The sequence below is a fragment of the Hyunsoonleella ulvae genome (assembly GCF_016827605.1).
Classification (GTDB): Bacteria; Bacteroidota; Bacteroidia; order Flavobacteriales; family Flavobacteriaceae; genus Jejuia; species Jejuia ulvae.
In genome coordinates this window covers 1253242-1274441 of record NZ_JAEPJQ010000001.1, presented here as the reverse complement: position 1 = coordinate 1274441, position 21200 = coordinate 1253242, and the positions used below count along the sequence as shown (strand labels likewise).

Here is a 21200-nt window from a genome sequence, read left to right as displayed (position 1 = left end):
ATTCTTGTTTTTAATGGTCATGATGTTCTTCAACAGCTGCTCCAAAATACAGAGCAGATAGCATTGTAAATATATAGGCTTGTAAAGCTGCCACTAACAACTCTAACAAAGACAAAGCAAATGCCAATCCAAAAGATAAAGAACTTCCTATCCAGTTTTTAAATATGAACATTAAACCAATTATACTCATTAGCACAATATGTCCGGCAGTAATATTTGCGTAAAGACGAATCATTAACGAAAATGGTTTAATAATTGTTCCTAATAGTTCAATAGGGGCTAATATTATTTTCATTGGCCATGGCACCCCAGGCATCCAGAAAATATGTCCCCAATAATTTTTATTAGCAGTAAATGTTGTTAAAAAATAAGTTATCAAGGCTAATGCCAACGTTACAGCAATGTTATTAGTAACATTAACTCCAAGAGGTGTTAACCCTAAAAGATTGATAATCCAAATAAAGAAAAACACAGTTAACAAATACGGCATGTATCTTTTATATTTCTTTTCTCCAATATTAGGAATAGCAATATCGTTTCTAATGTACAATATAATGGGCTCAAGAAACCTTCCCATTCCTCTAGGAAGCGCACTTGATTTGTACTTCTTTGCCATTCTACTAAACATAAAGAACATGAGTAGTGCAACTAGAAATATTGTAAATACATTCTTAGTGATTGAAAAGTCCAATGGCTTTTCGTTTGTTGGATGATGATGATCATCCATATTTATCTTACCAGAAGCGTCTGTTTTGTAAATTTTACCGTGGAAAGATTTATAATAATTTCCATCTACTTCAGCAACAGTCTCTCCATGATGTAATTTAGATGAAGAAAACACTTTTAGGCCATCGTCCCATAGAATGACTGGAAGCGGAAAACCTATGTATTTATGCTCTCCACTATCATTTGTATAAGATGTTAAACTAAAATCATGAGAGTCTAACAAGTGATGATTAATATATTCTTTTATTTCTGTTTTAATATCTCCTTCATGTTCATTTTCAGGAGCTTCTTTCCCAAAAGAGTATGCCGTAACAAAAAAGAACAGTAAACAAATCGTTTTTAAAGACATAATATTTTGCATATCACTTATATAAATAGTGGCTAAAAAAATCGCTGCAAAGGTATACTTTTATATGAAAAGCAAAAAACAAAATTTGATATTATTTATACACCTTAAAATATACTAGTTTTTTGAGTCTATCTGGCTTAAAAACTTAGATATAATAACGCTTTCTACAATTAGGCAAATCGCATAAGGAATAAAGAATGTAAAAAACTCTATTTTAGTTAACTTACCATCCATATTGTATTTGGGATAAAAAAAGATAAAAAAAGCAACAAACTTTAATAAGCTTGAAGCCATAAAAACAAAACCTAATTGGTCATTAAATTTCTTTGAACACAAAAATAATATGATAATTACGCTACAAGCCATAAATAAATTAGCAGTATAAGAAAAAAGTAATTCTTGAAAACTAATTGCTAATTCTAAAAATGTGTAGATGTAATATTGAAGAATAAAGGCTATAGAAGCAAACAAAGCAATAATGACAATATTGCTTACAATTTTTTTTAGCATCAAGAATTAAGTTTCTTTATTTGTTGTAGAACAGCGTATAGCGAAAATGCAACACCAGTTAAAGTAAAAATTACTAAAAATGTTTTTTCTGACTTATCTACTTTGTTATCTAACCATTTACCAAAAATTACAAATAGGTATATAGTTAATCCCATTTGAATAGCTATTCCTGTTAATGCAGCAATCTCTTTAAGCTGTTTTTTCGGTTTCTGATTTTTGTCTTGTTGGCTCACCGTTTGTCATAGGTTTTACAGTGCCTTTCATTGCACATGTTACATTAAACGTTGCTCCTGGTTCTACTGCTAATTTACCAACCACAACTTCGCCTTCAATAAATGCGGATGACTTTAGTGTTAACGTCCCTGATAAAGATAGTTTTCCAGAAAATTTCCCTTCAAAGTAAGCATCAGTGCCTTGTATGGTTCCTTTAATGTAACCATCTTTACCAACAACCAACTTTCCTGAAGTTTTAATACTTCCTTCTACAGTGCCATCAATTCTAAAATCACCTTCACTATTAAAGTCTCCAACAATTTTAGTGCCTTGGGCTATAATATTTTGGCTCGATTGGTTTCCCATGGTTTGTTTATCCTTTTTGTTTTCTGAAAACATAACATCTTGGTTTTATTGGTTATTCAAGTTTAAGTAGGTTTCCAAATTTTTATGTATTTGGAGTATTTGATAATTTGCAGACGATACTGCAAAGTAGGGTTCTTTTATTTTTTTAACGTCTTTATCTAACAGTATTTGGTTAAAAGTTTGGGCTACTTGCCCGTTTTTTAAACCATGTACTACTACAAAGGTAGTGTTTGTATCATAAACATCCACAGAACTCTTTAATTTATAGTACCTTACGTTTTCTAAAACCTCATCTAAAGTGGTTTTAAAATCTTTTATTTTATCTGCCTTTGTTCTGTCGAATTTAAAAACTACCTTAAAGTTACTTGAAATACTATCATTAACAAAATCTTTAAACTCTAAGTTAGGTAACATTTCATTTACCATACGCTGTGCTTGTTGCCCCTCTGGTGTATTGGCATAGGTAACCGCTATATAATTGATGGCTTTTTTGTATGCATCAAAGCCCAGTAATCTACCTGATGCTGTAGCTTTTAATAACTCAAATTTCGGCACAATAGGCTCGCCATCAAAAGCTTTAATATATTGCTCACTTTTTTCAATAACCAATTCGTAATCTTGTGCCACATGTGTATCATATAGCTTTTCATAAAGTACTACTGGGCTATTTTCATCTTTTAATGCTACCGATTCTGGATTGGTTAAAATGGCAGCGTATCTACTTTCTGGATAATTGGAGACAATCTCATTTTTAGCAATGGTAGCCTCGTCGTTTTCCCCCAACAATTCATAAATCTTATATAAATTGTATTTTGATGGTAATATTAAACGTTCTTCTGGATTACTTTCTAACAGTTCCTGAAATTTGTCTTTAGCTAAGTTAAATTCTTTAAATTTTTCTTTGTAAATCAAACCTAATTGATAATAGGCATAGTTACGCTCTTTCGAAATGCTATCAACAATTTTTTCTTCTGAAGGTATTTTTGAAATATAAAATTCTGGATCAAAACGTTCCTCATCAGAGGCACTTGCCGAGACACTCACTGCTCCCCCTGAATTCCCCCCAGATGATAATGCTTTGTTAGACCATCGCCAATTATCTTCTAAAGGCCTATCTCCCCAAATCTTTAAAAACTCATTTTTACCAAAAGCTACTGTGGTAGGGTTGTAAAAATAAAACACATTGCCTTGGCCCGGCACTCCTCTAGATGTTCCCCCAGCACTATTACCACCTATTTGGGTATTAACAGTGGCTAAACCGGTATTGCGCTTTAAAGCTTCTTCTTTTTTGGCTTCCTCTTCTGCCTTTTCCTTTAGCTCTGTTACATAGGTTTCAAAATAGGCTAGCCTTTCTACATCGGGCATATTTACCAAGTGTAAAATACTATCGTCGACTTTCGCAACACCTTCATAGTAAATAACATCCTCAAGGTTATCGCGCTTTCGTTTTATAGTACGATAGGGTTTAGAATTTAATTTAAGATTAGCCAAAGTACTGTCATAATAAGCTCCTGCATCTGCATATAGCCTCTCATCAAAAGTCATATCCCCTAAAATCTCATAGTTTCTGGCCTTTAATTTTTGATCTCTCGTATTGGTTCTTAAAGATTTGTTGAAGTAACGAGACGCTAATCCATTGGCGTTATTTTTTAAATGATGAGTACCTATAACATGGTATATTTTATCTAAAAACGGACGGTTTTCCCTATTGGTTTCTAGATCTTCCAGTAATTCGGCTAGAGCCAGTTTATCGCCACTGTCATAATCAAAGTTTTTAATTTTCTCTAGATGGGCACTTATCATGTAAATACGAGGCGTTTTTCTATTTAGAGCTATTACCTCATCAAACACAATATTTGCACTATCCTTATAACCTAGACTATTGTAGAGTTGCCCTTGTATAAACCGATAACGTCCACGCTCATCGTTACTTTTTGTGGCATATCCTGCTATATTAAGTTGTGTTAGCGCGCTATCTATAGATTTGGTATTTATATAAGCTTGTGCTAACATTGATGTGGCATCCGCTAAATCCTGACCTTCTAAATCCTCTTGCTTTAATAGGCGTTTTAGGTTTTTAATGGCTAGTTCATCGTTCTCTAACCTAATATTCGTTTTTTCCCGCCATACCTTTGCCTGATTTATTTTATCACTCGCAGGGTATTTGTATAAAATGTAGTTAAAAGCTTCAAGTGCTGGAACAAAACGCTGATCAAAATATCTTGCTTTACCTAAAAGTAAATAAGCCTCATCCATTTGCGGATTGTACTCTTTGCCATCAATATTTATACTGTGCTTTTGTATGGCTTTAACAGCTTTTTCCTCAGCTCTAGTAAAATTATCGTTTTTAGATTGCCCTGGTAGTATAACATCCTCATCAATTTGCATACGTTCTATGGGCAAAATATCCCAGTAATCGTCCTCGTAACTATCGTTTAAAGATGTTTTCCCTTGTTCTAAAGCATTGTAACCATTATACAATGCATTATACTCTGCAGTTACTGCATGAAAGTTTCTACTTATAAACTTGTTTTTTTTACGAGAACACCCCGTTATGGCAATAATGCCTATTATTAAAAGTACCGTGGGTTTAAAAAGTGTTTTCAATACCGTTTGGTTTGGTGTAATACATAACTACAAACTCTTACATATAGTATGCAAGTCGGTAAAAATAAGCATCTTTTTTGATTAAGCTAAAAAATGAAGGGATTTTGAAGGTGTTTTGGACGTTACCCTAAAGGGTCGGGGTTTACTCATTGATTTTACTTAAAATTAATGAATTCGTGAATACAACTATTTCGGGAGTCGCTCCCTCCTAGGTCGGGGGGGCTTCAATTACGTCATAGCTTGACCTCAATCCTTGACGTAACTTATCCGCAAAAAAAGGCAAACCCATACTATACGATTACCTACATTTTTTCTTAAATACTTCAAAAATTAAAAATGCTAATTTGCAAAATGTGCTTCCAGCTCTTTTAATGTTTCTGTATTGGTAACCAAATCCTTTACAACTTCTCCTTTTTCCAATACCACAATACGCTCGCAAACATCTGTAACATGCAATAAATCATGACTAGAAATTAAAACAGTAACTCCTTTTGTCTCAGCTAAATCTTTTACAATACCCTTTAATCTAATTTGTGTGGTCGGGTCTAGATTTGCAAAAGGTTCGTCTAAAATCACCACCTCAGGATTACCAATTAAAGCCGCTACAATACCTGCTTTTTTCTGGTTACCCTTACTTAAATCACGTAAATACTTCTTCTTTCCTAGAATCTCTCCATGGAAAAAATCCTCAAACTGTGCTACAAAAGCATCAACAGTAGCCTTATTTTGTCCACGTAATTCCCCAACAAAATAAAAATACTCTTCTGGAGTTAAGTAACCAATTAAAAAGCTTTCATCTATAAAAGCTGATGTAAAAGGTTTCCAATCTTCACTTTTATTTACTTGGATGTTATTGGAAACGATATGCCCAGTTGTAGGCTGAATTAAATCCAATAATAAACTAAAATATGTGGTTTTGCCAGCCCCATTGTTGCCTACCAAACCAAAACTTTGTCCTTTGGGGATTTCCAAGTTATCGATATGCAATACTTGATTCCCACTATATGTTTTTGATAAATTAGATGTTGTAATCATAACTGTTTTTTAATTGTCTTGATCGAACGCATCAATCATTTTATATTTTGATTCTAAATATTTCTCTGTAATAAAACGCATTATCTTTTGATGAAATACAATGCCCAAAACTCCTATTACAATTAGCACTATACATGCAATTTCAAAACTTACCAACCAGTTAAGAATCGCAAAAAGTAGCATTGGAAATAGTAGTAAAGGAATACCTATTAGCCATTGCACTGCTCCTGTACCTTGGTAATTGAATGCTGCTTTTTGACTTAAATCAATTCTTTTTCGGTTAAAGGAACCTCCCCATAAAATAACATGGGTATTCACGCCTATGTTATAAATCGCTGCCGCAAAATGAGCAAACAATATCTTCCAACCGAAATACACGTATGGAATACCTAAAACAAATAACACCAACACACTAAGCGCCATTAGTGTAAACTTTGATTTTAAATATTGCTCGTACTTAATATTTTGGCTCATCAATAATTTATAATAACTACTATCCCAGGCTGGCACAAACTGACCAAAGTTTATTAAAAAGATTCCAGTAGAAAAGATGCCTATAAAAATGAAGAAAAAGGTTTGATTTTGATAGGTAGGCTGAGGATAGAAAAACAGACCGTATAATAGCCCAAGTGCCAACATCCAAACCGAAGATTTCGTACGTTTGTTACGCCAAATTAATCGTAAATCTAATTGCATGAATGGTGCTATGTCTCCAAAATTTTTGGTCCAATCTAAATTTGATGCATTTACTTCCTTTATCTCAGTTTTTAAACCACTATCTAAAAAGAGTTTTTTGTGTAATAGATTAAAGTTGATAGCATAGCTAACACCCAGTATTGCCAGAAGTGTAACTAATAAATAAGGCGAATTATAAATTGCGTTATAGAAACTGCCTATTAAACTTTTAAATGATACAACATCAAAATAATCTAGGGCGAAAAGCCCTCCGGTAAAAAGGATAATAGGCACAAACGAAAGCTCAGTTTCGGCCGATAAACTTTCGATAATAAAATTGAGAAAGTTAATTATCAGGGTTGTTAAGATTAAACCAAACAGCCAACTAACTACTGAGCCCACTGGATAATCATTAATCAATAACATAATGCCAAAAGGTATTATGGTAAATAGCGGTAAAAAATTAAAAAAGGACAAAGCAGATTTGCCAAGCACAAAATTAACTATTTGATTTCTACCGATAGGCAGTGTTAATAATGGCTTTACACTCATTACGGGTAACTTTTGAAAGAAAAACCGAAACAGTAAATCGCCTAGAATCCAGAAAAACAAAAAACTATTTACAATTTTTAATGGGTCTTTTTCAGGATATAAGTCTTTAAGTGATGGATACAAGCCTAAGCCTGTTCCTAAAAACATCAAAACCATCCACAATCCCATAAAACCCATAAAAATCTTTATCCCTAGGCTTTTACCAAAGCTTGCAGACCTAAAAAACGCCTTCCATTCTAAATTTAAGAAATGCTTAATCATGTAGAAATGCGTTTAATTATACTTTTGGGCGATGCCCTGTACTTTCATTCCCCAAGACTGTCCCATCATCATACCCTTTTGTGCTAATGACACTTGTTTGTTGGCCAGTTTCTTTCCAATATGAGTTTTGTAGAATTTTACTAATTCTTGGATTTCTTCTCTAGTAAATTCTGCCATATACAAGGTAGCCATCTGATTGTAAAGTGCATCTAAAGTCCCCTCTGCTTCTTTCTTATAAGCTTCTTTATTTTCTTGAGATACCATACTACCCAATTGGTCTATAGCATCATCAAACGCTTTTGTGGCTCCCGTTAACTTTATAAACTCTACTGTTTCGGCTTTAAAATCGGCATCATCTTGTGCATGTGTAGAAATGGTAAGCACTAAAACGAATACTAGTAATAGATGTTTCATGTGTGAATTTTTTATGGTTTTTGTGAATTTTTATAATCAGTATAAAAATAGTTAGAATTGTTACAGTTTTTCTCGTTTCTGTAAAAATTTAAATTCTGTTTTTTAACAGGCACTAGTCCTAAAATCAATACTCTATTCTATATTTAGGATTGACTAAGGCTCGCATAGTGCGAATATATTCTTCGAGTTCAGCTAACTTGTTTACAGTTTCTTGAGTCCCCAGCTCTGTTAACTTATAGTATTTTCTCATACGGTTATTTACTCTAGCAAACTCAACATCCAACAGCCCTTCTGCTTCTAGTTTATGTAATGATGGATATAAAGCGCCTTCTGTAATATTAAGCTCTCCCTTGGTTATTTCCTTAACCTTCTTTGTAATCTCATACCCATACATTTTGTCATTCTCGTTCAAGAGCTTTAAAATAATGGTGGTTAAGCTTCCCTTATATAAATTGCTGCTTTTCATAGGTTTCAAATATACATAAAATTCTTATGCATAATTATTTTATGTATTAATTTTTCAGCTAAAAACATCGATAAAACGTTAATGCTTCACTATTTTTGCTAAAATTTTTATCATGTCTGGATTTCACAAACTTTCAATAAAAAATATAACTAGAGTTACAGATAAAGCTGTTAGTATTGGTTTTAATGTACCTGAAAATCTTAAGGGTCAATTTCAATTTAAAGCAGGCCAATATATCACGCTTAAAACCCAAATTGATGGCAATGATATAAGGCGAGACTACTCTCTTTGCGTGTCTCCACATAGTGGAAATTTAAAAGTAGCTGTAAAAGAAGTAGAGAACGGTACTTTTTCGGTTTACGCAAACCATACCTTAAAAGTTGGGGATGATATTGAAGTGGGTTCTCCGAAAGGTCGTTTTGTTTTTGAACCAAACGACAACAAAACAAAAAACATAGCGCTATTTGCTGCTGGAAGTGGTATTACACCAATTATGAGTATACTAAGATGTGCTCTGGAGGAAGAGGTAAAAAGTAAAGTGATATTGGTGTATGGTAATAAGTCTACAAAAGACACCATGTTCTTGAACGAACTTCTTGAGCTGCAACATAGGTATAGAGAACGTTTTTCTATAGAATTTGTATTTAGTCAAACCGATGAAGACAATGCTATTTTTGGACGTATTGAAAAAAGCACGGTAAACTATGTAATGAAAAACAAATACAAGCATATTGATGTTGATGCGTTTTATATTTGTGGCCCTGAAGGTATGATTCATACCGTAAAAAATGTATTGGCTGAACATAATATTGATGAAAATCGTGTGCATTTTGAGTTGTTTAAAGCTGCAAAAGCTGAAGCATCCAAGGAACAGAAGGACACAGTATCTAAATCTGGCAATGCACAAATTACCGTAATTGTTGACGATGAAGAAACCTCTTTTGAGATGTCTGCCAAGCAAACTATTCTTGAAGCTGCTCTTGATAAAGATTTAGATGCCCCTTACTCTTGCCAAGGAGGTATTTGTAGTAGTTGCTTAGCGCAAATTAAAGAAGGTGCTGCAACTATGGTACAAAACAATATTTTAACCGAAAGTGAGGTTGCTAGCGGATTGGTTCTTACATGTCAGGCACACCCAACTACAGCATCTATTGTGGTAGATTATGATGATGTTTAATAAGCGTTTATGTAACAACTGCCTTTATTTTATCTACAACCGTATCAGGTAAAACAGAAGCTGCTGCTTTCTCATAGCCCTTGGGCACTATGTTACCATAAACTGAGGTTGGTATTAAAGGGAAGGCTTTTTTATCTGAAAGTAAGGCGTAATCTTCAGGCTGGTTAAAAGGCATAAAACCAGCATATGGATGTGTTACTCCCCAAATGGTAACTACTTTAACACCCATCATTGCTGCTAGATGTGCGTTACCTGAATCCATTGACAACATAACGTCAAGGTTCGAAATAATATCCAACTCCCTTTCTAAAGATAATTTGCCTGCAAGAGCAACAGTATTACTATGAGATGTCTCCCAGCGCACTAATAAGTCAGCTTCATCCTTACCACCTCCAAACAATATAATTTTGTAATTAGTGGAGAGTGTTTTTATCACTTCTTCCATAAGGGTTAATGGATACACTTTACCTTCGTGGGCAGCAAATGGTGCTATACCAATAAATCCTGATAAACGATCTCCAACAAGACCTTTTAAATCATCTTTAAGTGTAACAGGTTGGGGAAACGAGGGGTTTGACAAATCTACTGGATACCCTAAAGCACCAAACACATCTGCATATCGTTGATGCGTGCTCTTTAATGGCTTGAAAAGTTTTCCTGAGGTTAGCTGCTGTTTTTCTTTTCGTCCTTTATTAATGGTAGCTACAACTTTGCTAGTTATAAATAGCTTTAATAACTTACTTCTTATAACATTGTGTAAATCGGCAATTGCATAAAACCTATGTGATTTATTTAATACCCTTGCAAGTTTATACAACCCGAAAACACCTTTATGAGTATGTTGAACATCAACAGAAATTACAGATATATTATGTATATTTCTAAAAAGAGGTTTAAAAAAAGGTTTGGTTAATACCGTAATTTTTAGATCGCTATACTGTTTTGTTAATGCTTGTAAAACTGGAATAGTCATGGCTACATCCCCCATGGCTGAAAGACGTATTACTAGAATATTTTTTTTGGGTGTAGACATCCCAATTTAAATTGAGGTTTTAGGCTCGAAGGTATCAGCAACGATAAAATTCTATTTTTGAGAACGCAACACAGGGTTAAGCTCATCGTCATTATACATCTTCATTTGCTTGTATACTTTCATATACTTACTTCCTTTTTCAATATCACTTAAAAGTGTATCTATAGCGGTAGACAAATCTACGCGCTGTTCCAATAAAACATCCAATTTGGATTTACAAGCAGCTCTGTGGGCATCTGAAGCATCTGCTCTAGTAGCTTCTTCATGCATATGATAAATTTTTAATGCTAAAATTGAAAGTCTATCAATACCCCAAGCCGGACTTTCTGTATTGATAGTAGCATCTTGGTTTGGAGTAACATCTTTGTACTTCTCCAAAAGGTAACTATCTATATACTCAACCATATCAGTTCTATCCTGATTTGAAGCATCGATTTGACGTTTTAATTTTAATGCATCAACTGGATCAATATTTGGATCGCGAATAATGTCTTCATAATGCCATTGTACTGTGTCTATCCAACATTTTCTATATAACAAATGTTCAATCAAATCATTTTTTGAATAAGGGTTTTCAAAAGGTTGATCTACAGTGTTTATAACATGGTATGTTTCAATAACATCTTGAAATATTTTATTGGCTTTATCGGTAAACATAGATTTAAATATTAAACCGCAAATATACTTATATTAGTTAACTTTAGCATTCTAAAAGCACCTCTTAAATATGCATATCCATAACCTATCTGAAGACAACTCGATACTTAATACATTCATTTCTGAAATACGTGATGTTTCCAAACAAAAAGACAGTATGCGTTTTAGAAAAAACATAGAACGCATTGGAGAGGTTTTAGGTTATGAACTGAGCAAAACACTAAACTACAATACAAAAACCATCCAAACAAGCTTAGGACACTGTGATATAAATATTTATGATGATAATGTTGTGTTATGCACAATTCTAAGAGCGGGTATACCTTTACACAACGGATTGCTGAACTATTTTGATACTGCTGAAAATGCCTTTATTTCAGCCTACAGGCACCATAAAGACAACCCTGAAAGTTTTGAAATTATTGTTGAGTATTTAGCATGTCCTGATTTAAATGATAAAACCTTAATTTTAGCAGACCCCATGCTAGCTACTGGCCAATCTATGGTTACAACTTACGAAGCTTTACAAAAGTTTGGTATGCCTAAAAATATCCACATTGTTAGTGTTATAGGGTCTCAAGTGGGCGTTGACTTTGTAAATTCAAAATTTCCAAAACACACACATCTTTGGATTGGGGCTATTGATAAAACCCTAAACCATCAAGGATATATAGTCCCTGGACTGGGGGATGCAGGCGACTTATCGTTTGGAGAGAAACTACAAAAATAAAAGTACAAATGGCACTATTAAGAGTACTGAAAAGAACACTTCTTTAAACCATTTCTCTTTTACAATTTCAAGATAATTAGAGATAATAATGGCTAATGGGGCGAACATAAATAGAAACTCAGCTCCAGTTTTTTGGGGTGCCAATATCAATATAAGAAAGGATAAAATTGATGCCCAAATTATAATATAAAAAGCTGGACGCAGCGCTTTTTTCTTTGATTTGATATTTTTTATGTAAAATAAAAAAGACCACAACCCAAAAGATAACAATACCGTTAATGCTATTAAAAACTGAATGGTATTGTAAGCACTAAAATCGAAACTTATCCTGCTCTTTTTAAAAAGATGGATTAGCAAATCAAAATCCATAAAAAAACTTATGCTATACGAGATAAGTAGTACTGAAATAATTGCTGTTATTGGTATGAGCCAATGTCTTAATTTATTCTCAGTATATAAAAAGATGGATACTGGCACTAATAGAATGAATAAAGCAGACCAAGGATAACACAACATAGCCACAGTAATCCAAAATGCAGCATCAAAAAGTTTCTTTTTTACATTTTTTTGAGACCGCAAACTAATTAAACGCCTTGCACTAAAAAGTAAAAATATATTTGCCAAAATTACCGCTAAATTATCAGTCGCTTGTGGTACCATAAGTAAAAACAACCCATAAAGTACAATTTCAAAATTTGTAGTTTGTGTAAGTCCGTTTTTAGTAGAAACAAAATTTACAATCAACATTGAAAAATAACTGCCAATAAAAAAAACCATAAATTTAAGTATTGAATTAATACCTATTGGATGGTTTTGAAGTTTAAAAAAAGAGAATAGACAAGCAATACCAATAATAAAAAATCCTACTATGAAATTTATTGGTTTAGATTTACTAAAAAAGCTTGTTATCATTGGCGGTTTTTGTATTTTTGTTGCGTAAATATACTAATCATGTAACTAATGATTATTATTTACATAAGATACTGAATCTATTATGAATTATAATGGATACTACTAAAATCAAAATATTTAACAGATGAAAGACTTCTTTTACGCTATACAAGATTTATTTGTTAATGTGCTTTTTGCACCTTATGATGCGTTAAGGGCATTGGAATTGGACAACTGGTGGTTAGCTAACACTATCTCTTGGATTTTTACCCTTATTTGTATGGTTGCCATTGTTTATTGGATAAAGCAACTTAAAATTTTTGATGACAATAACGAGGAAGATAAGAGTGTTTCTTCTCACTCGTTTTTATAAATCGAATCCAATATCCTTACGATAATACATCTTATCAAAATGTAGTTTATCTATACTTTGGTAAGATTTTTTTATGGCTTCTTGATACGTTTTACCGTAAGATGTAATAGCTATAACTCTTCCACCTGTAGTTACTATTTTGCCATCCATGATTTGAGCGCCTGCGTGAAATGGAATAGAATCTTTAATATTTTCTATACCCGTAATTTCTTTGCCTTTTTCATAAGCTTCTGGATATCCTCCAGATACACACATAATAGTTGTAGCTGCGCGTTCATCAATGTCTATATTTATTGTACCAAGAGTGCCGCTAGCCATGGCCTGTAAAATTTCAACCAAATCATTCTTAAGCCTAGGAAATACAACCTCGGTTTCAGGGTCCCCCATACGAACATTATATTCAATCACTTTAGGATCATCCCCTACTTTAATTAACCCAATAAAAATAAAGCCTACATAAGGCAAGTTATCCTTTTTTAAGCCCTCTACTGTAGGTTTTACAATACGTTCCTCTATCTTATTTAAAAACGCTTCTGTTGCAAATGGTACAGGAGATACTGCACCCATACCGCCAGTATTTAAACCTGTATCGCCTTCTCCAATACGCTTATAGTCTTTAGCTGTTGGTAATACTTTATAATTTGTACCATCAGTTAATACAAAACAGCTAAGCTCAATACCGTCTAGAAATTCTTCTATTACAACTTTTGTACTTGCATCTCCAAATTTAGCGTCAACCAACATACTCTTAAGTTCTGTCTTGGCCTCATCTAAATCATTTAAAATTACCACTCCCTTTCCCGCTGCAAGTCCATCTGCTTTCAATACATAAGGTGGTTTTAAAGTCTCAAGAAATGCATATCCTTTTTCAACACTGTCTTTTGTAAAACTTTCGTAAGCTGCAGTTGGAATATTATGGCGATACAAAAATTCTTTAGCGAATTCTTTACTACCTTCTAATTCAGCAGCAACTTTTTGTGGCCCAATAATAGCGACATGTTTAATGGCGTCATCATCTAAAAAATAATCATGAACACCATTAACTAAAGGATCTTCTGGCCCTACAACTACCATATCAATATTTTTGTCTAATACTAGGTTTTTAATAGCATCAAAATCGGTAACAGCAATATTTACATTTGTGGCTACCTCAGCAGTTCCTGAATTTCCTGGTGCTACATATAAGTTGTTGCATTTACTACTTTGTGCTATTTTCCATGCAAATGTATGCTCTCTTCCTCCAGAACCAAGTATTAGAATATTCATAGTTTGAGTTTTAGATTCCCGCCCTTGCGGAAATGACAATTTATTGGTTTTAATACAGCGTATTAAAGATGTCTTTTATAGTTTGCGCAAAAATAAAATTAATGGTCGTATTACACGAATATTTTTTATTTACTTTACACAGAATATTGTATTTAAGTGAATTTATTTAACCTTACTCTAAAATTAAAAGGCTTTCCTATTGAAAAAGCTAAAAGGGATTTAATTGCTATTCAATCTAAAACCGAAATAGAGCACAAATCCTATCTTAATTCCAGAAAACAGGATATTTTAAGCTTTCATTTACAGCATAATACATTTTATAAAGCTTTTACAAAAGGTATTGATACTAATAGTTGGAACGCACTACCTGTAATCAAGAAAAGTGATTTACAAATCCCTCTTATTAATAGATTATCTGATGGTTTTACACCTAAAAACTGCCACATACATAAAACCTCTGGTTCTTCTGGTACACCCTTAATTTTTGCCAAAGACAAATATACACATGCCATGTCTTGGGCAAATTTCATGGACAGATACTCTTGGTATGGTATTGATGCCGCTGCTTCAAAACAAGCACGTTTTTATGGGGCTCCTCTCAATGGAATGGGTTATTATAAAGAACGCTTCAAAGATTTTCTTGGTAATAGGTTTCGTTTCTCTGTCTTTGATTTAAGCGACACACAGTTGGAACATAATATAAAAAAGTTCAAATCTACTCCATTTGAATATATAAATGGTTACACTAGTGCCATAGTACAATTTGCAAAATTTTTAAAGAAAAAGAGTGTTGTTTTAAAAAACATTTGCCCATCTCTAAAAGTTTGTATTGTAACTGCTGAAATGCTTTTTGATGATGATAAAGTATTATTAGAAAAACAACTGGGAATCCCTATTGCTAATGAATATGGGTCTGCTGAATTGAGTTTAATCGCTTTTAATAATCTTGATAATGAGTGGCTGGTTAATACCGAAGATTTATATGTTGAGATTTTGGATGAAAATAATAAACCTCTCCCTTATGGACAGGAAGGTCGCATTGTAGTATCTTCTCTTTATAACTTAGCTCATCCTTTTATTAGGTATGATTTAGGTGATATTGGAATATTGAGCGAAAGTAGTACCCCAAAAAAGCCCATTTTAAAACAGGTAACAGGAAGAACAAGTGATATTACTATATTACCTAGTGGGAAAAAAGCAGCTGGCCTAACGTTTTATTACATTACCAAAACAGTAATAGACGACAATATGAATGTTAAAGAGTTTATTATTGAACAACATAAACTTGATACTTTTAAAATAATCTACAGTAGTAAGCTAGAACTTTCTAAAGAAAAAATAAACGCTATAACAACAGCTATAGACACATATTTGGAACCTGGTTTAAGTATAATTTTTGAGAGAAAGCAAGAATTGAAACGTACAAAAGGCGGAAAATTAAAACAGTTTACTTCTTTTGTGAAGTAATGGTTTGCTTAGATTTTACAAAAAAATACTCGTACAAAAACACCATTAAACTGTAAGTAGATTTTAGTATAGAAAACCCTAACCCTTTACGATACACTAAATAATTATATTTCAGCATATTTATTTTGTTGGAAGAAATCGAGTTTTTTCTAATTCTATATACCGCTAATGATTCTTCAATTCCTAAAGCAGGTTTACCACTCAAGGCAATTGCCTTTAACCATAAAAGCCAATCTTGACGTTTTCGGAGATTAGGAGCATATACTTTCCCTAAAACTTTTGCATTATATATTCCAGTTAAATTACCAATATAATTACATTTTAAGAACTTCTTATATGTTAGTTTAGGTAACGCTTTTACTGTTTTATGAATTAACGCTCCAGCTTCATTCATTAAATCGTAACTGGTAAAACATATATCTACATTATGGTTTAGCATAAAATTAACCTGTTTTTCTAGCTTAGATGGTTTCCAAAGGTCATCTGCATCTAAAAATGCTATAAGGTCTCCTGTAGCATATTCTATACCATGATTTCTGGTTATGGCTGCTCCTTGATTGGTTTCATTTGTGAATACTTTAATGTTGGGATACTTTGATAAAAAAGTATTGATGATAGACAACGTATCATCTGTAGATGCATCATCAACAAGAATGAGTTCCCAATTTGTGTATGTTTGGTTTAAAACGCTTTTAATTGTGCTTTCTATGAAACGATTGGAGTTATATGTAGGAGTTATTATGGAAACCTTAAGGCTCATTAATATGCTTTTTTCTCTCCCCTAACAGCATTAATAAAAGTTTGTATGACTATTTTAATGTCTAATAGTATTGACCAGTTTTCAACATAAAATATATCATACTTAACACGATTAATAATATCCTTATCGGTTTCTATTTCTCCTCTAAAACCACTTACTTGGGCTAAACCCGTAATACCTGGCTTTACAAAGTGCCTAACCATAAACTTATCAACTTTTCTAGCATACATATTAGTATGGCTTACCATATGTGGACGGGGGCCAACAACCGACATGTCTCCAAATAAAACGTTGAAAAATTGAGGCAGTTCATCAATACTTGTTTTTCTTAAAAATGCTCCAACTTTTGTTACTCTATGATCTCCTTTGGTAGCTTGATGTAAATGGGCATTTTTATTTGGCTTCATAGATCTGAACTTATAGCAGTCGAACTCTTCATAGTTAAACCCATTTCTTGATTGTTTAAAAAATACCGGTCCCTTAGATTCTAGTTTTATAAGAATAGCCAATAAAGGAGTTAACCAAGATAACATAAATATAATAATGCCTAAAGAAAATAATATATCAAAACTTCTTTTCACAACTTTATTAAAAGACTCTTGTAGAGGAATATTCCTTAAAGATAAAATCGGAACATAATCATAATATTCATACTTTAACTTTTTAGAAAAAATCTCCTTATTATCTGGAATAAACTTTAACTCCCTTAAATTGTTGTCTGCGAAATCTATGAGTTCATTTATTTGTTTATTGGACAACTCTGAAACAGAAAAATAAATTTCATCAATCTTATTATCTATAATAAAGTTATAGCATTTTTCTAAAGAAAAATCATTGTCTTTAACGCTAAATTGTTTAATGAACTTATATCCAAAATCTAAGCGGTAATTGAAAGTTGTAATAAGTTGATTTGTTTTTTGATTCTTACCAATAACTATAACTCTCCTAATATTTCCACCAAGTACACTTCTGTACTTGTTAAGAAGAATAAAAATTAAAAGTTTGAAAAATGAAAATAAACCAAAAACTGTAAAAAGATAATTCCCTAAATTAGTTCTATTAATATAGGGCTGATTAAAAAAGCCTACAAAACCATAAAGGACTATTGAAAATAGAGCTATCTGTTTTAATAATAATGTGAGAACATGGATAATTCTTGTATTCCGTTGTACCTCATAAAATTTATTGTATAGAGAAATAATTAGCCAGAAAAAAGAAATATACCCTAAAAATATTAATTCATTTTTTAGATTAATTTCAAAAAAATATACAGAGCCGTTAATGATAATTAAATCAACTAAAAAAGATATGGGTTTTATAAATCCAGAATATCTACCCTGTTTAAAAGTTTTCAATTTATCGCTTTATGTGATCTTCAAAGTTCTTATGCTCTCTTTTGTGTAAATCTTCATGAGAAAGGTTTTTGAAATAATTAAAAGTTATTCTCATCCCTTCAGCTCTATTAGTCTTAGCTTCCCAATTTAATATTTTTTTTGCTAATGCAGTATTTGGCTGTCGTTGAAGAGGATCATTCACAGGTAAAGGTTCATAAATAATTTTTTGACTTGTACCAGTAAGTTTAATAATTTCTTCAGCAAACTCTTTAATAGTGATTTCATCAGGATTACCAATATTTACTGGATACTGGTAATCACTTAATAAAAGCCTATATATGCCCTCAACTTGATCATCCACATAACAAAAAGAACGTGTTTGCGATCCATCTCCAAAAACAGTTAAATCCTCTCCTCTTAATGCCTGTCCCATAAATGCGGGAATAACCCTGCCATCGTTTAATCGCATACGAGGACCATAGGTATTAAAGATTCGAACAATTCTTGTTTCAACACCATGAAATCTGTGATATGCCATAGTAATTGCTTCTTGAAAACGTTTGGCTTCATCATACACCCCTCTTGGTCCAATTGTATTCACATTACCATAATAGTCCTCAGTTTGAGGATGTACTAATGGGTCTCCATATATTTCAGAAGTCGAAGCTACTAAAATACGCGATTTTTTCGCCTTAGCTAAACCTAATAAGTTGTGAGTTCCCAAGGAACCTACTTTTAAGGTTTGTATTGGTATTTTTAAATAATCTATCGGACTTGCTGGAGAGGCAAAATGTAATATATAATGCAGATCGCCATCTATTTTTATATGTTCTGTGACATCATGTTCTACAAATTCAAAATTATCCGAATTCTCTAAATGTTGGATGTTTTTTTTGTCTCCAGTTATAAAGTTATCCATGCCTATAACATGATAACCTTCTTTTATAAATTTATCACATAGATGTGAACCTAAAAAACCTGCTGCTCCTGTTATTAAAACTCTTTTCATAAATTTATTATCTACCTATTGAGAAATACTTTATTTCTTCTTTTAATAATTCCTCTTTGTCATAAAGATTTCTCCCATCAAAAATAACAGGAACATTCAATAATTTTTTAATCTTTTCAAAACTTGGTGTTCTAAATATACTCCATTCAGTACAAATAACTAATGCATCTGCATTTTTTAAAGCATCGTACATATTTTTAGCATACACTAATTTATCGCCATACTTTTTTTCTACATTGAACATGGCTTCAGGATCAAAAACACTAATCTTAGTCCCCATTTCGAGTAATTCGTCTATCAAATATAATGCTGGTGCTTCGCGAATATCATCAGTTTCTGGTTTAAAAGCCAATCCCCAAACAGCAATTTTTTTACTTGAAAGATTTTCAAAATGATTTGTGATTTTAGGTAAAAGAACTGTTTTCTGTTTTTTGTTTACGTCTATAACCGCATCTAAAATCTTGAAATTATATCCTTCATCTTTCCCAGACTTGTAAAGTGCTTTTACATCTTTTGGAAAGCAAGATCCTCCATAACCAATTCCGGGAAAAAGGAAACGTTTTCCTATTCTTGAGTCTGTACCCATACCTATTCTAACTTTGTCAACATCGGCTCCTACTTTTTCGCAAAAATTTGCAATCTCATTCATAAAGGTAATTTTAGTTGCTAAAAATGAGTTTGCTGCATATTTTGTAAGCTCAGCAGATTTTTCATCCATTACAATTATTGGGTTTCCAGAACGAACAAAAGGTTGGTATAGTTTTTTAATTATTGCTATTGCCTTTTCTGACTCCGACCCTATAACGATGCGCTCAGGTTTTAAAAAATCATCTACAGCAAATCCTTCACGTAAAAACTCTGGATTAGATACTACATCAAAATCCACTTTTGCGTTTTTTTGAATAGTATTTTTAACTTTTTCAGATGTGCCTACAGGTACTGTACTTTTATCTACAATAACCTTATAGGAAGTTATTAGTTTTCCAATATCATATGCAACACCTAATATATATTTCAAATCAGCAGAACCATCTTCGTCCTCGGGTGTTGGTAAAGCCAAAAAAATTACATCTGCGTGATTTAAACCTTTTTCTAAAGACGTTGAAAATTTTAACCGTTTTGCTTTTATATTTCTTTGGAATATAACATCTAAATGTGGTTCATAAATGGGTACAGACCCAGATTTCATTTTATCAACTTTTTCTTTGTCTATATCAATACATAGTACATCATTTCCAGTTTCTGCAAAGCATGTTCCTGTTACTAATCCTACGTATCCAGTTCCTACTACTGTTATTTTCATATTGTATTTTTTTAATCAAAATCATTTGGGGCCTCATTTTTCCAGTGTTTTAAGGCATCTTTGAAATTATATTTAAAATCAAAGTTTTGTTTTATCAAGTATTCAGGTTTTATATTTGTAGGGAATCCTGCTTTTTTCACTCTCACAGGGTGAAAATCAGATTTTCTCCCTAAAAGTCTAAATCCTTTATCAATAAAAAAAGCAATAAAGGCTAATAGTTTTACACTGATTTTCAACGTTGGTTTTTTATAATTTAATTCATTTTTTACAATGGAAACCATTTCTGAAAGAGATACTATTGGATTTTCTGCATAATTATATACTATTAATTTGCCATCCTTTTCCATAGTAAATAGCATACTTTCTACAAGACCAAAGACATAACCATAAGCTTTAATTATTTTACCATGATTTGGTAACACAAAAGTTCCCTTCTTTAAAGCTTTAATCATACGATAAACATTACCAGGATCTCCAGGCCCGAATATTACACTTGGCCTAACTACTATTAGCCTTCTGGTTTTATCTGTATTTAACCAATTTTGATGTATTTGTTCGGCCAGAGCTTTTGAAATACCATATGCAGTTTCAGGATACAAAGGGGAGCTCTCTGTTCTTTGCTCTTTGGAACGCCCATATGGAGCAATACTACTTGTAAATAAGATATTTTTAATTTTTGCTTTCTCAGCAAATTCATTGATGTTGTTAGCTCCTGGTATGTTGGTGTCGAAATACTCACAGTATTCGTGTCCCGGTTCCCTATGGATTGCTGCGAAATTAAATATCCACGAATTTCCACCATCTATACTTTCATCTACAAGTTTTATTGGTTGCCTAACATCCACAAGATTAAAAACAACAAGTCCTTTTTCTAGCTCTTCATTAAAACCTTCTATTTGCCTGATATCGAACACATAATATTTATCAAATTTTTCAATTTCGATTAGCTTTCTTAATAAAAACTTACCAATGTAACCTGAACCTCCAAATAAAAATGCTACTTTCATCAAAATTTAAATTCGTGGC

22 protein-coding genes are annotated in these 21200 nt (G+C 32.5%); 4 read left to right on the top strand and 18 right to left on the bottom strand.

What is annotated here, in order from left to right; genetic code table 11:
• Window positions 1–10: 10 nt before the first annotated feature.
• The 9 genes from atpB to JS605_RS05645 form a co-directional block, all read right to left on the bottom strand.
• Complete coding sequence (gene atpB, locus JS605_RS05680; protein WP_394369017.1) at window positions 11–1075, bottom strand: F0F1 ATP synthase subunit A; 1065 nt, start codon at window positions 1073–1075, stop codon at window positions 11–13.
• A gap of 114 nt (window positions 1076–1189) precedes the next feature.
• Window positions 1190–1585 (bottom strand): DUF6168 family protein, encoded by a 396-nt coding sequence (locus JS605_RS17735; RefSeq protein ID WP_394369016.1) that lies wholly within the window; start codon window positions 1583–1585, stop codon window positions 1190–1192.
• Entirely contained in the window at window positions 1585–1818 is a 234-nt protein-coding gene (locus JS605_RS05675; protein ID WP_317194122.1) for an AtpZ/AtpI family protein, read from the bottom strand. Before JS605_RS05675 ends, JS605_RS17735 begins: the two co-directional genes overlap by 1 nt.
• Window positions 1775–2197, bottom strand: a complete 423-nt coding sequence (locus tag JS605_RS05670; protein ID WP_203256673.1) for a bactofilin family protein — start codon at window positions 2195–2197, stop codon at window positions 1775–1777. Before JS605_RS05670 ends, JS605_RS05675 begins: the two co-directional genes overlap by 44 nt.
• Before the next feature lie 12 nt (window positions 2198–2209).
• Window positions 2210–4771 carry a type IX secretion system periplasmic lipoprotein PorW/SprE gene (porW, locus tag JS605_RS05665; RefSeq protein WP_239000261.1) on the bottom strand — a complete coding sequence of 854 codons (2562 nt, stop codon included), beginning with the start codon at window positions 4769–4771 and terminating at the stop codon, window positions 2210–2212.
• Between the two features lie 339 nt (window positions 4772–5110).
• On the bottom strand, window positions 5111–5806 hold the full coding sequence (locus JS605_RS05660) for an ABC transporter ATP-binding protein (protein WP_203256672.1): 696 nt from the start codon (window positions 5804–5806) through the stop codon (window positions 5111–5113).
• Between the two features lie 9 nt (window positions 5807–5815).
• Window positions 5816–7294 carry a DUF5687 family protein gene (locus JS605_RS05655; protein ID WP_203256671.1) on the bottom strand — a complete coding sequence of 493 codons (1479 nt, stop codon included), beginning with the start codon at window positions 7292–7294 and terminating at the stop codon, window positions 5816–5818.
• Window positions 7295–7306: 12 nt separating this feature from the next.
• Entirely contained in the window at window positions 7307–7708 is a 402-nt protein-coding gene (locus tag JS605_RS05650) for a DUF2059 domain-containing protein (protein WP_203256670.1), read from the bottom strand.
• A 124-nt stretch (window positions 7709–7832) separates the two neighbouring features.
• The gene (locus JS605_RS05645) at window positions 7833–8174 is read right to left on the bottom strand and encodes a PadR family transcriptional regulator (protein WP_203256669.1); all 342 of its coding nucleotides are present in this window, start codon (window positions 8172–8174) and stop codon (window positions 7833–7835) included.
• Window positions 8175–8286: 112 nt separating this feature from the next.
• Here JS605_RS05645 and JS605_RS05640 point away from each other — a divergent pair, with 112 nt between their 5' ends.
• A complete protein-coding gene (locus JS605_RS05640; RefSeq protein ID WP_203256668.1) occupies window positions 8287–9351 on the top strand; it encodes a ferredoxin--NADP reductase in 1065 nt (354 codons plus the stop codon).
• A gap of 7 nt (window positions 9352–9358) precedes the next feature.
• On the opposite strand, the gene JS605_RS05635 is transcribed toward JS605_RS05640, so the two are convergent.
• Entirely contained in the window at window positions 9359–10384 is a 1026-nt protein-coding gene (locus JS605_RS05635; RefSeq protein WP_239000260.1) for a glycosyltransferase family 9 protein, read from the bottom strand.
• A 51-nt stretch (window positions 10385–10435) separates the two neighbouring features.
• Window positions 10436–11041 (bottom strand): DUF4254 domain-containing protein, encoded by a 606-nt coding sequence (locus tag JS605_RS05630; RefSeq protein ID WP_203256667.1) that lies wholly within the window; start codon window positions 11039–11041, stop codon window positions 10436–10438.
• A 70-nt stretch (window positions 11042–11111) separates the two neighbouring features.
• On the opposite strand from JS605_RS05630, the gene upp reads away from it, so the two are divergent.
• Window positions 11112–11771, top strand: a complete 660-nt coding sequence (gene upp, locus JS605_RS05625) for a uracil phosphoribosyltransferase (RefSeq protein ID WP_203256666.1) — start codon at window positions 11112–11114, stop codon at window positions 11769–11771.
• Here the strand turns inward: upp and JS605_RS05620 are convergent.
• A complete protein-coding gene (locus tag JS605_RS05620; RefSeq protein WP_239000259.1) occupies window positions 11760–12683 on the bottom strand; it encodes a DUF6427 family protein in 924 nt (307 codons plus the stop codon). The two genes, upp and JS605_RS05620, sit on opposite strands and share 12 nt — an antisense overlap.
• A gap of 124 nt (window positions 12684–12807) precedes the next feature.
• Between JS605_RS05620 and JS605_RS05615 the strand changes: the two genes are divergently transcribed.
• Window positions 12808–13035: a DUF6341 family protein gene (locus tag JS605_RS05615; RefSeq protein ID WP_203256664.1), complete on the top strand. Its 228-nt coding sequence runs from the start codon at window positions 12808–12810 to the stop codon at window positions 13033–13035.
• On the opposite strand, the gene purD is transcribed toward JS605_RS05615, so the two are convergent.
• Window positions 13030–14301, bottom strand: a complete 1272-nt coding sequence (gene purD / locus JS605_RS05610; protein WP_203256663.1) for a phosphoribosylamine--glycine ligase — start codon at window positions 14299–14301, stop codon at window positions 13030–13032. The genes JS605_RS05615 and purD overlap by 6 nt on opposite strands.
• 156 nt (window positions 14302–14457) lie before the next feature.
• Here purD and JS605_RS05605 point away from each other — a divergent pair, with 156 nt between their 5' ends.
• On the top strand, window positions 14458–15768 hold the full coding sequence (locus JS605_RS05605; RefSeq protein WP_203256662.1) for a phenylacetate--CoA ligase family protein: 1311 nt from the start codon (window positions 14458–14460) through the stop codon (window positions 15766–15768).
• Here JS605_RS05605 and JS605_RS05600 read toward each other — a convergent pair.
• From JS605_RS05600 to JS605_RS05580, 5 genes are read right to left on the bottom strand one after another with little or no spacing between them, the layout of a single operon-like run.
• Complete coding sequence (locus JS605_RS05600) at window positions 15749–16528, bottom strand: glycosyltransferase family 2 protein (protein WP_203256661.1); 780 nt, start codon at window positions 16526–16528, stop codon at window positions 15749–15751. The genes JS605_RS05605 and JS605_RS05600 overlap by 20 nt on opposite strands.
• On the bottom strand, window positions 16528–17883 hold the full coding sequence (locus JS605_RS05595; protein WP_203256660.1) for an undecaprenyl-phosphate glucose phosphotransferase: 1356 nt from the start codon (window positions 17881–17883) through the stop codon (window positions 16528–16530). The genes JS605_RS05600 and JS605_RS05595 overlap by 1 nt, the downstream gene beginning before the upstream one ends.
• Before the next feature lies 1 nt (window position 17884).
• Window positions 17885–18871, bottom strand: a complete 987-nt coding sequence (locus tag JS605_RS05590; protein WP_203256659.1) for a UDP-glucuronic acid decarboxylase family protein — start codon at window positions 18869–18871, stop codon at window positions 17885–17887.
• Between the two features lie 7 nt (window positions 18872–18878).
• Window positions 18879–20174 carry a UDP-glucose dehydrogenase family protein gene (locus tag JS605_RS05585; protein ID WP_203256658.1) on the bottom strand — a complete coding sequence of 432 codons (1296 nt, stop codon included), beginning with the start codon at window positions 20172–20174 and terminating at the stop codon, window positions 18879–18881.
• 11 nt (window positions 20175–20185) lie between these two features.
• On the bottom strand, window positions 20186–21181 hold the full coding sequence (locus JS605_RS05580) for an NAD-dependent epimerase/dehydratase family protein (RefSeq protein ID WP_203256657.1): 996 nt from the start codon (window positions 21179–21181) through the stop codon (window positions 20186–20188).
• Window positions 21182–21200 lie beyond the last annotated feature (19 nt).

Coding starts and splice junctions, on each gene's coding strand:
- atpB (WP_394369017.1), bottom strand. CDS start 1,075: ATGTCTTTAAAAACGATTTGTTTACTGTTCTTTTTTGTTACGGCATAC.
- JS605_RS05670 (WP_203256673.1), bottom strand. CDS start 2,197: ATGTTTTCAGAAAACAAAAAGGATAAACAAACCATGGGAAACCAATCG.
- JS605_RS05620 (WP_239000259.1), bottom strand. CDS start 12,683: ATGATAACAAGCTTTTTTAGTAAATCTAAACCAATAAATTTCATAGTA.
- JS605_RS05650 (WP_203256670.1), bottom strand. CDS start 7,708: ATGAAACATCTATTACTAGTATTCGTTTTAGTGCTTACCATTTCTACA.
- JS605_RS05600 (WP_203256661.1), bottom strand. CDS start 16,528: ATGAGCCTTAAGGTTTCCATAATAACTCCTACATATAACTCCAATCGT.
- upp (WP_203256666.1), top strand. CDS start 11,112: ATGCATATCCATAACCTATCTGAAGACAACTCGATACTTAATACATTC.
- JS605_RS05580 (WP_203256657.1), bottom strand. CDS start 21,181: ATGAAAGTAGCATTTTTATTTGGAGGTTCAGGTTACATTGGTAAGTTT.
- JS605_RS05585 (WP_203256658.1), bottom strand. CDS start 20,174: ATGAAAATAACAGTAGTAGGAACTGGATACGTAGGATTAGTAACAGGA.
- JS605_RS05630 (WP_203256667.1), bottom strand. CDS start 11,041: ATGTTTACCGATAAAGCCAATAAAATATTTCAAGATGTTATTGAAACA.
- purD (WP_203256663.1), bottom strand. CDS start 14,301: ATGAATATTCTAATACTTGGTTCTGGAGGAAGAGAGCATACATTTGCA.
- JS605_RS05640 (WP_203256668.1), top strand. CDS start 8,287: ATGTCTGGATTTCACAAACTTTCAATAAAAAATATAACTAGAGTTACA.
- JS605_RS05590 (WP_203256659.1), bottom strand. CDS start 18,871: ATGAAAAGAGTTTTAATAACAGGAGCAGCAGGTTTTTTAGGTTCACAT.
- JS605_RS05660 (WP_203256672.1), bottom strand. CDS start 5,806: ATGATTACAACATCTAATTTATCAAAAACATATAGTGGGAATCAAGTA.
- JS605_RS05635 (WP_239000260.1), bottom strand. CDS start 10,384: ATGTCTACACCCAAAAAAAATATTCTAGTAATACGTCTTTCAGCCATG.
- JS605_RS05655 (WP_203256671.1), bottom strand. CDS start 7,294: ATGATTAAGCATTTCTTAAATTTAGAATGGAAGGCGTTTTTTAGGTCT.
- JS605_RS05615 (WP_203256664.1), top strand. CDS start 12,808: ATGAAAGACTTCTTTTACGCTATACAAGATTTATTTGTTAATGTGCTT.
- JS605_RS05645 (WP_203256669.1), bottom strand. CDS start 8,174: ATGAAAAGCAGCAATTTATATAAGGGAAGCTTAACCACCATTATTTTA.
- JS605_RS17735 (WP_394369016.1), bottom strand. CDS start 1,585: ATGCTAAAAAAAATTGTAAGCAATATTGTCATTATTGCTTTGTTTGCT.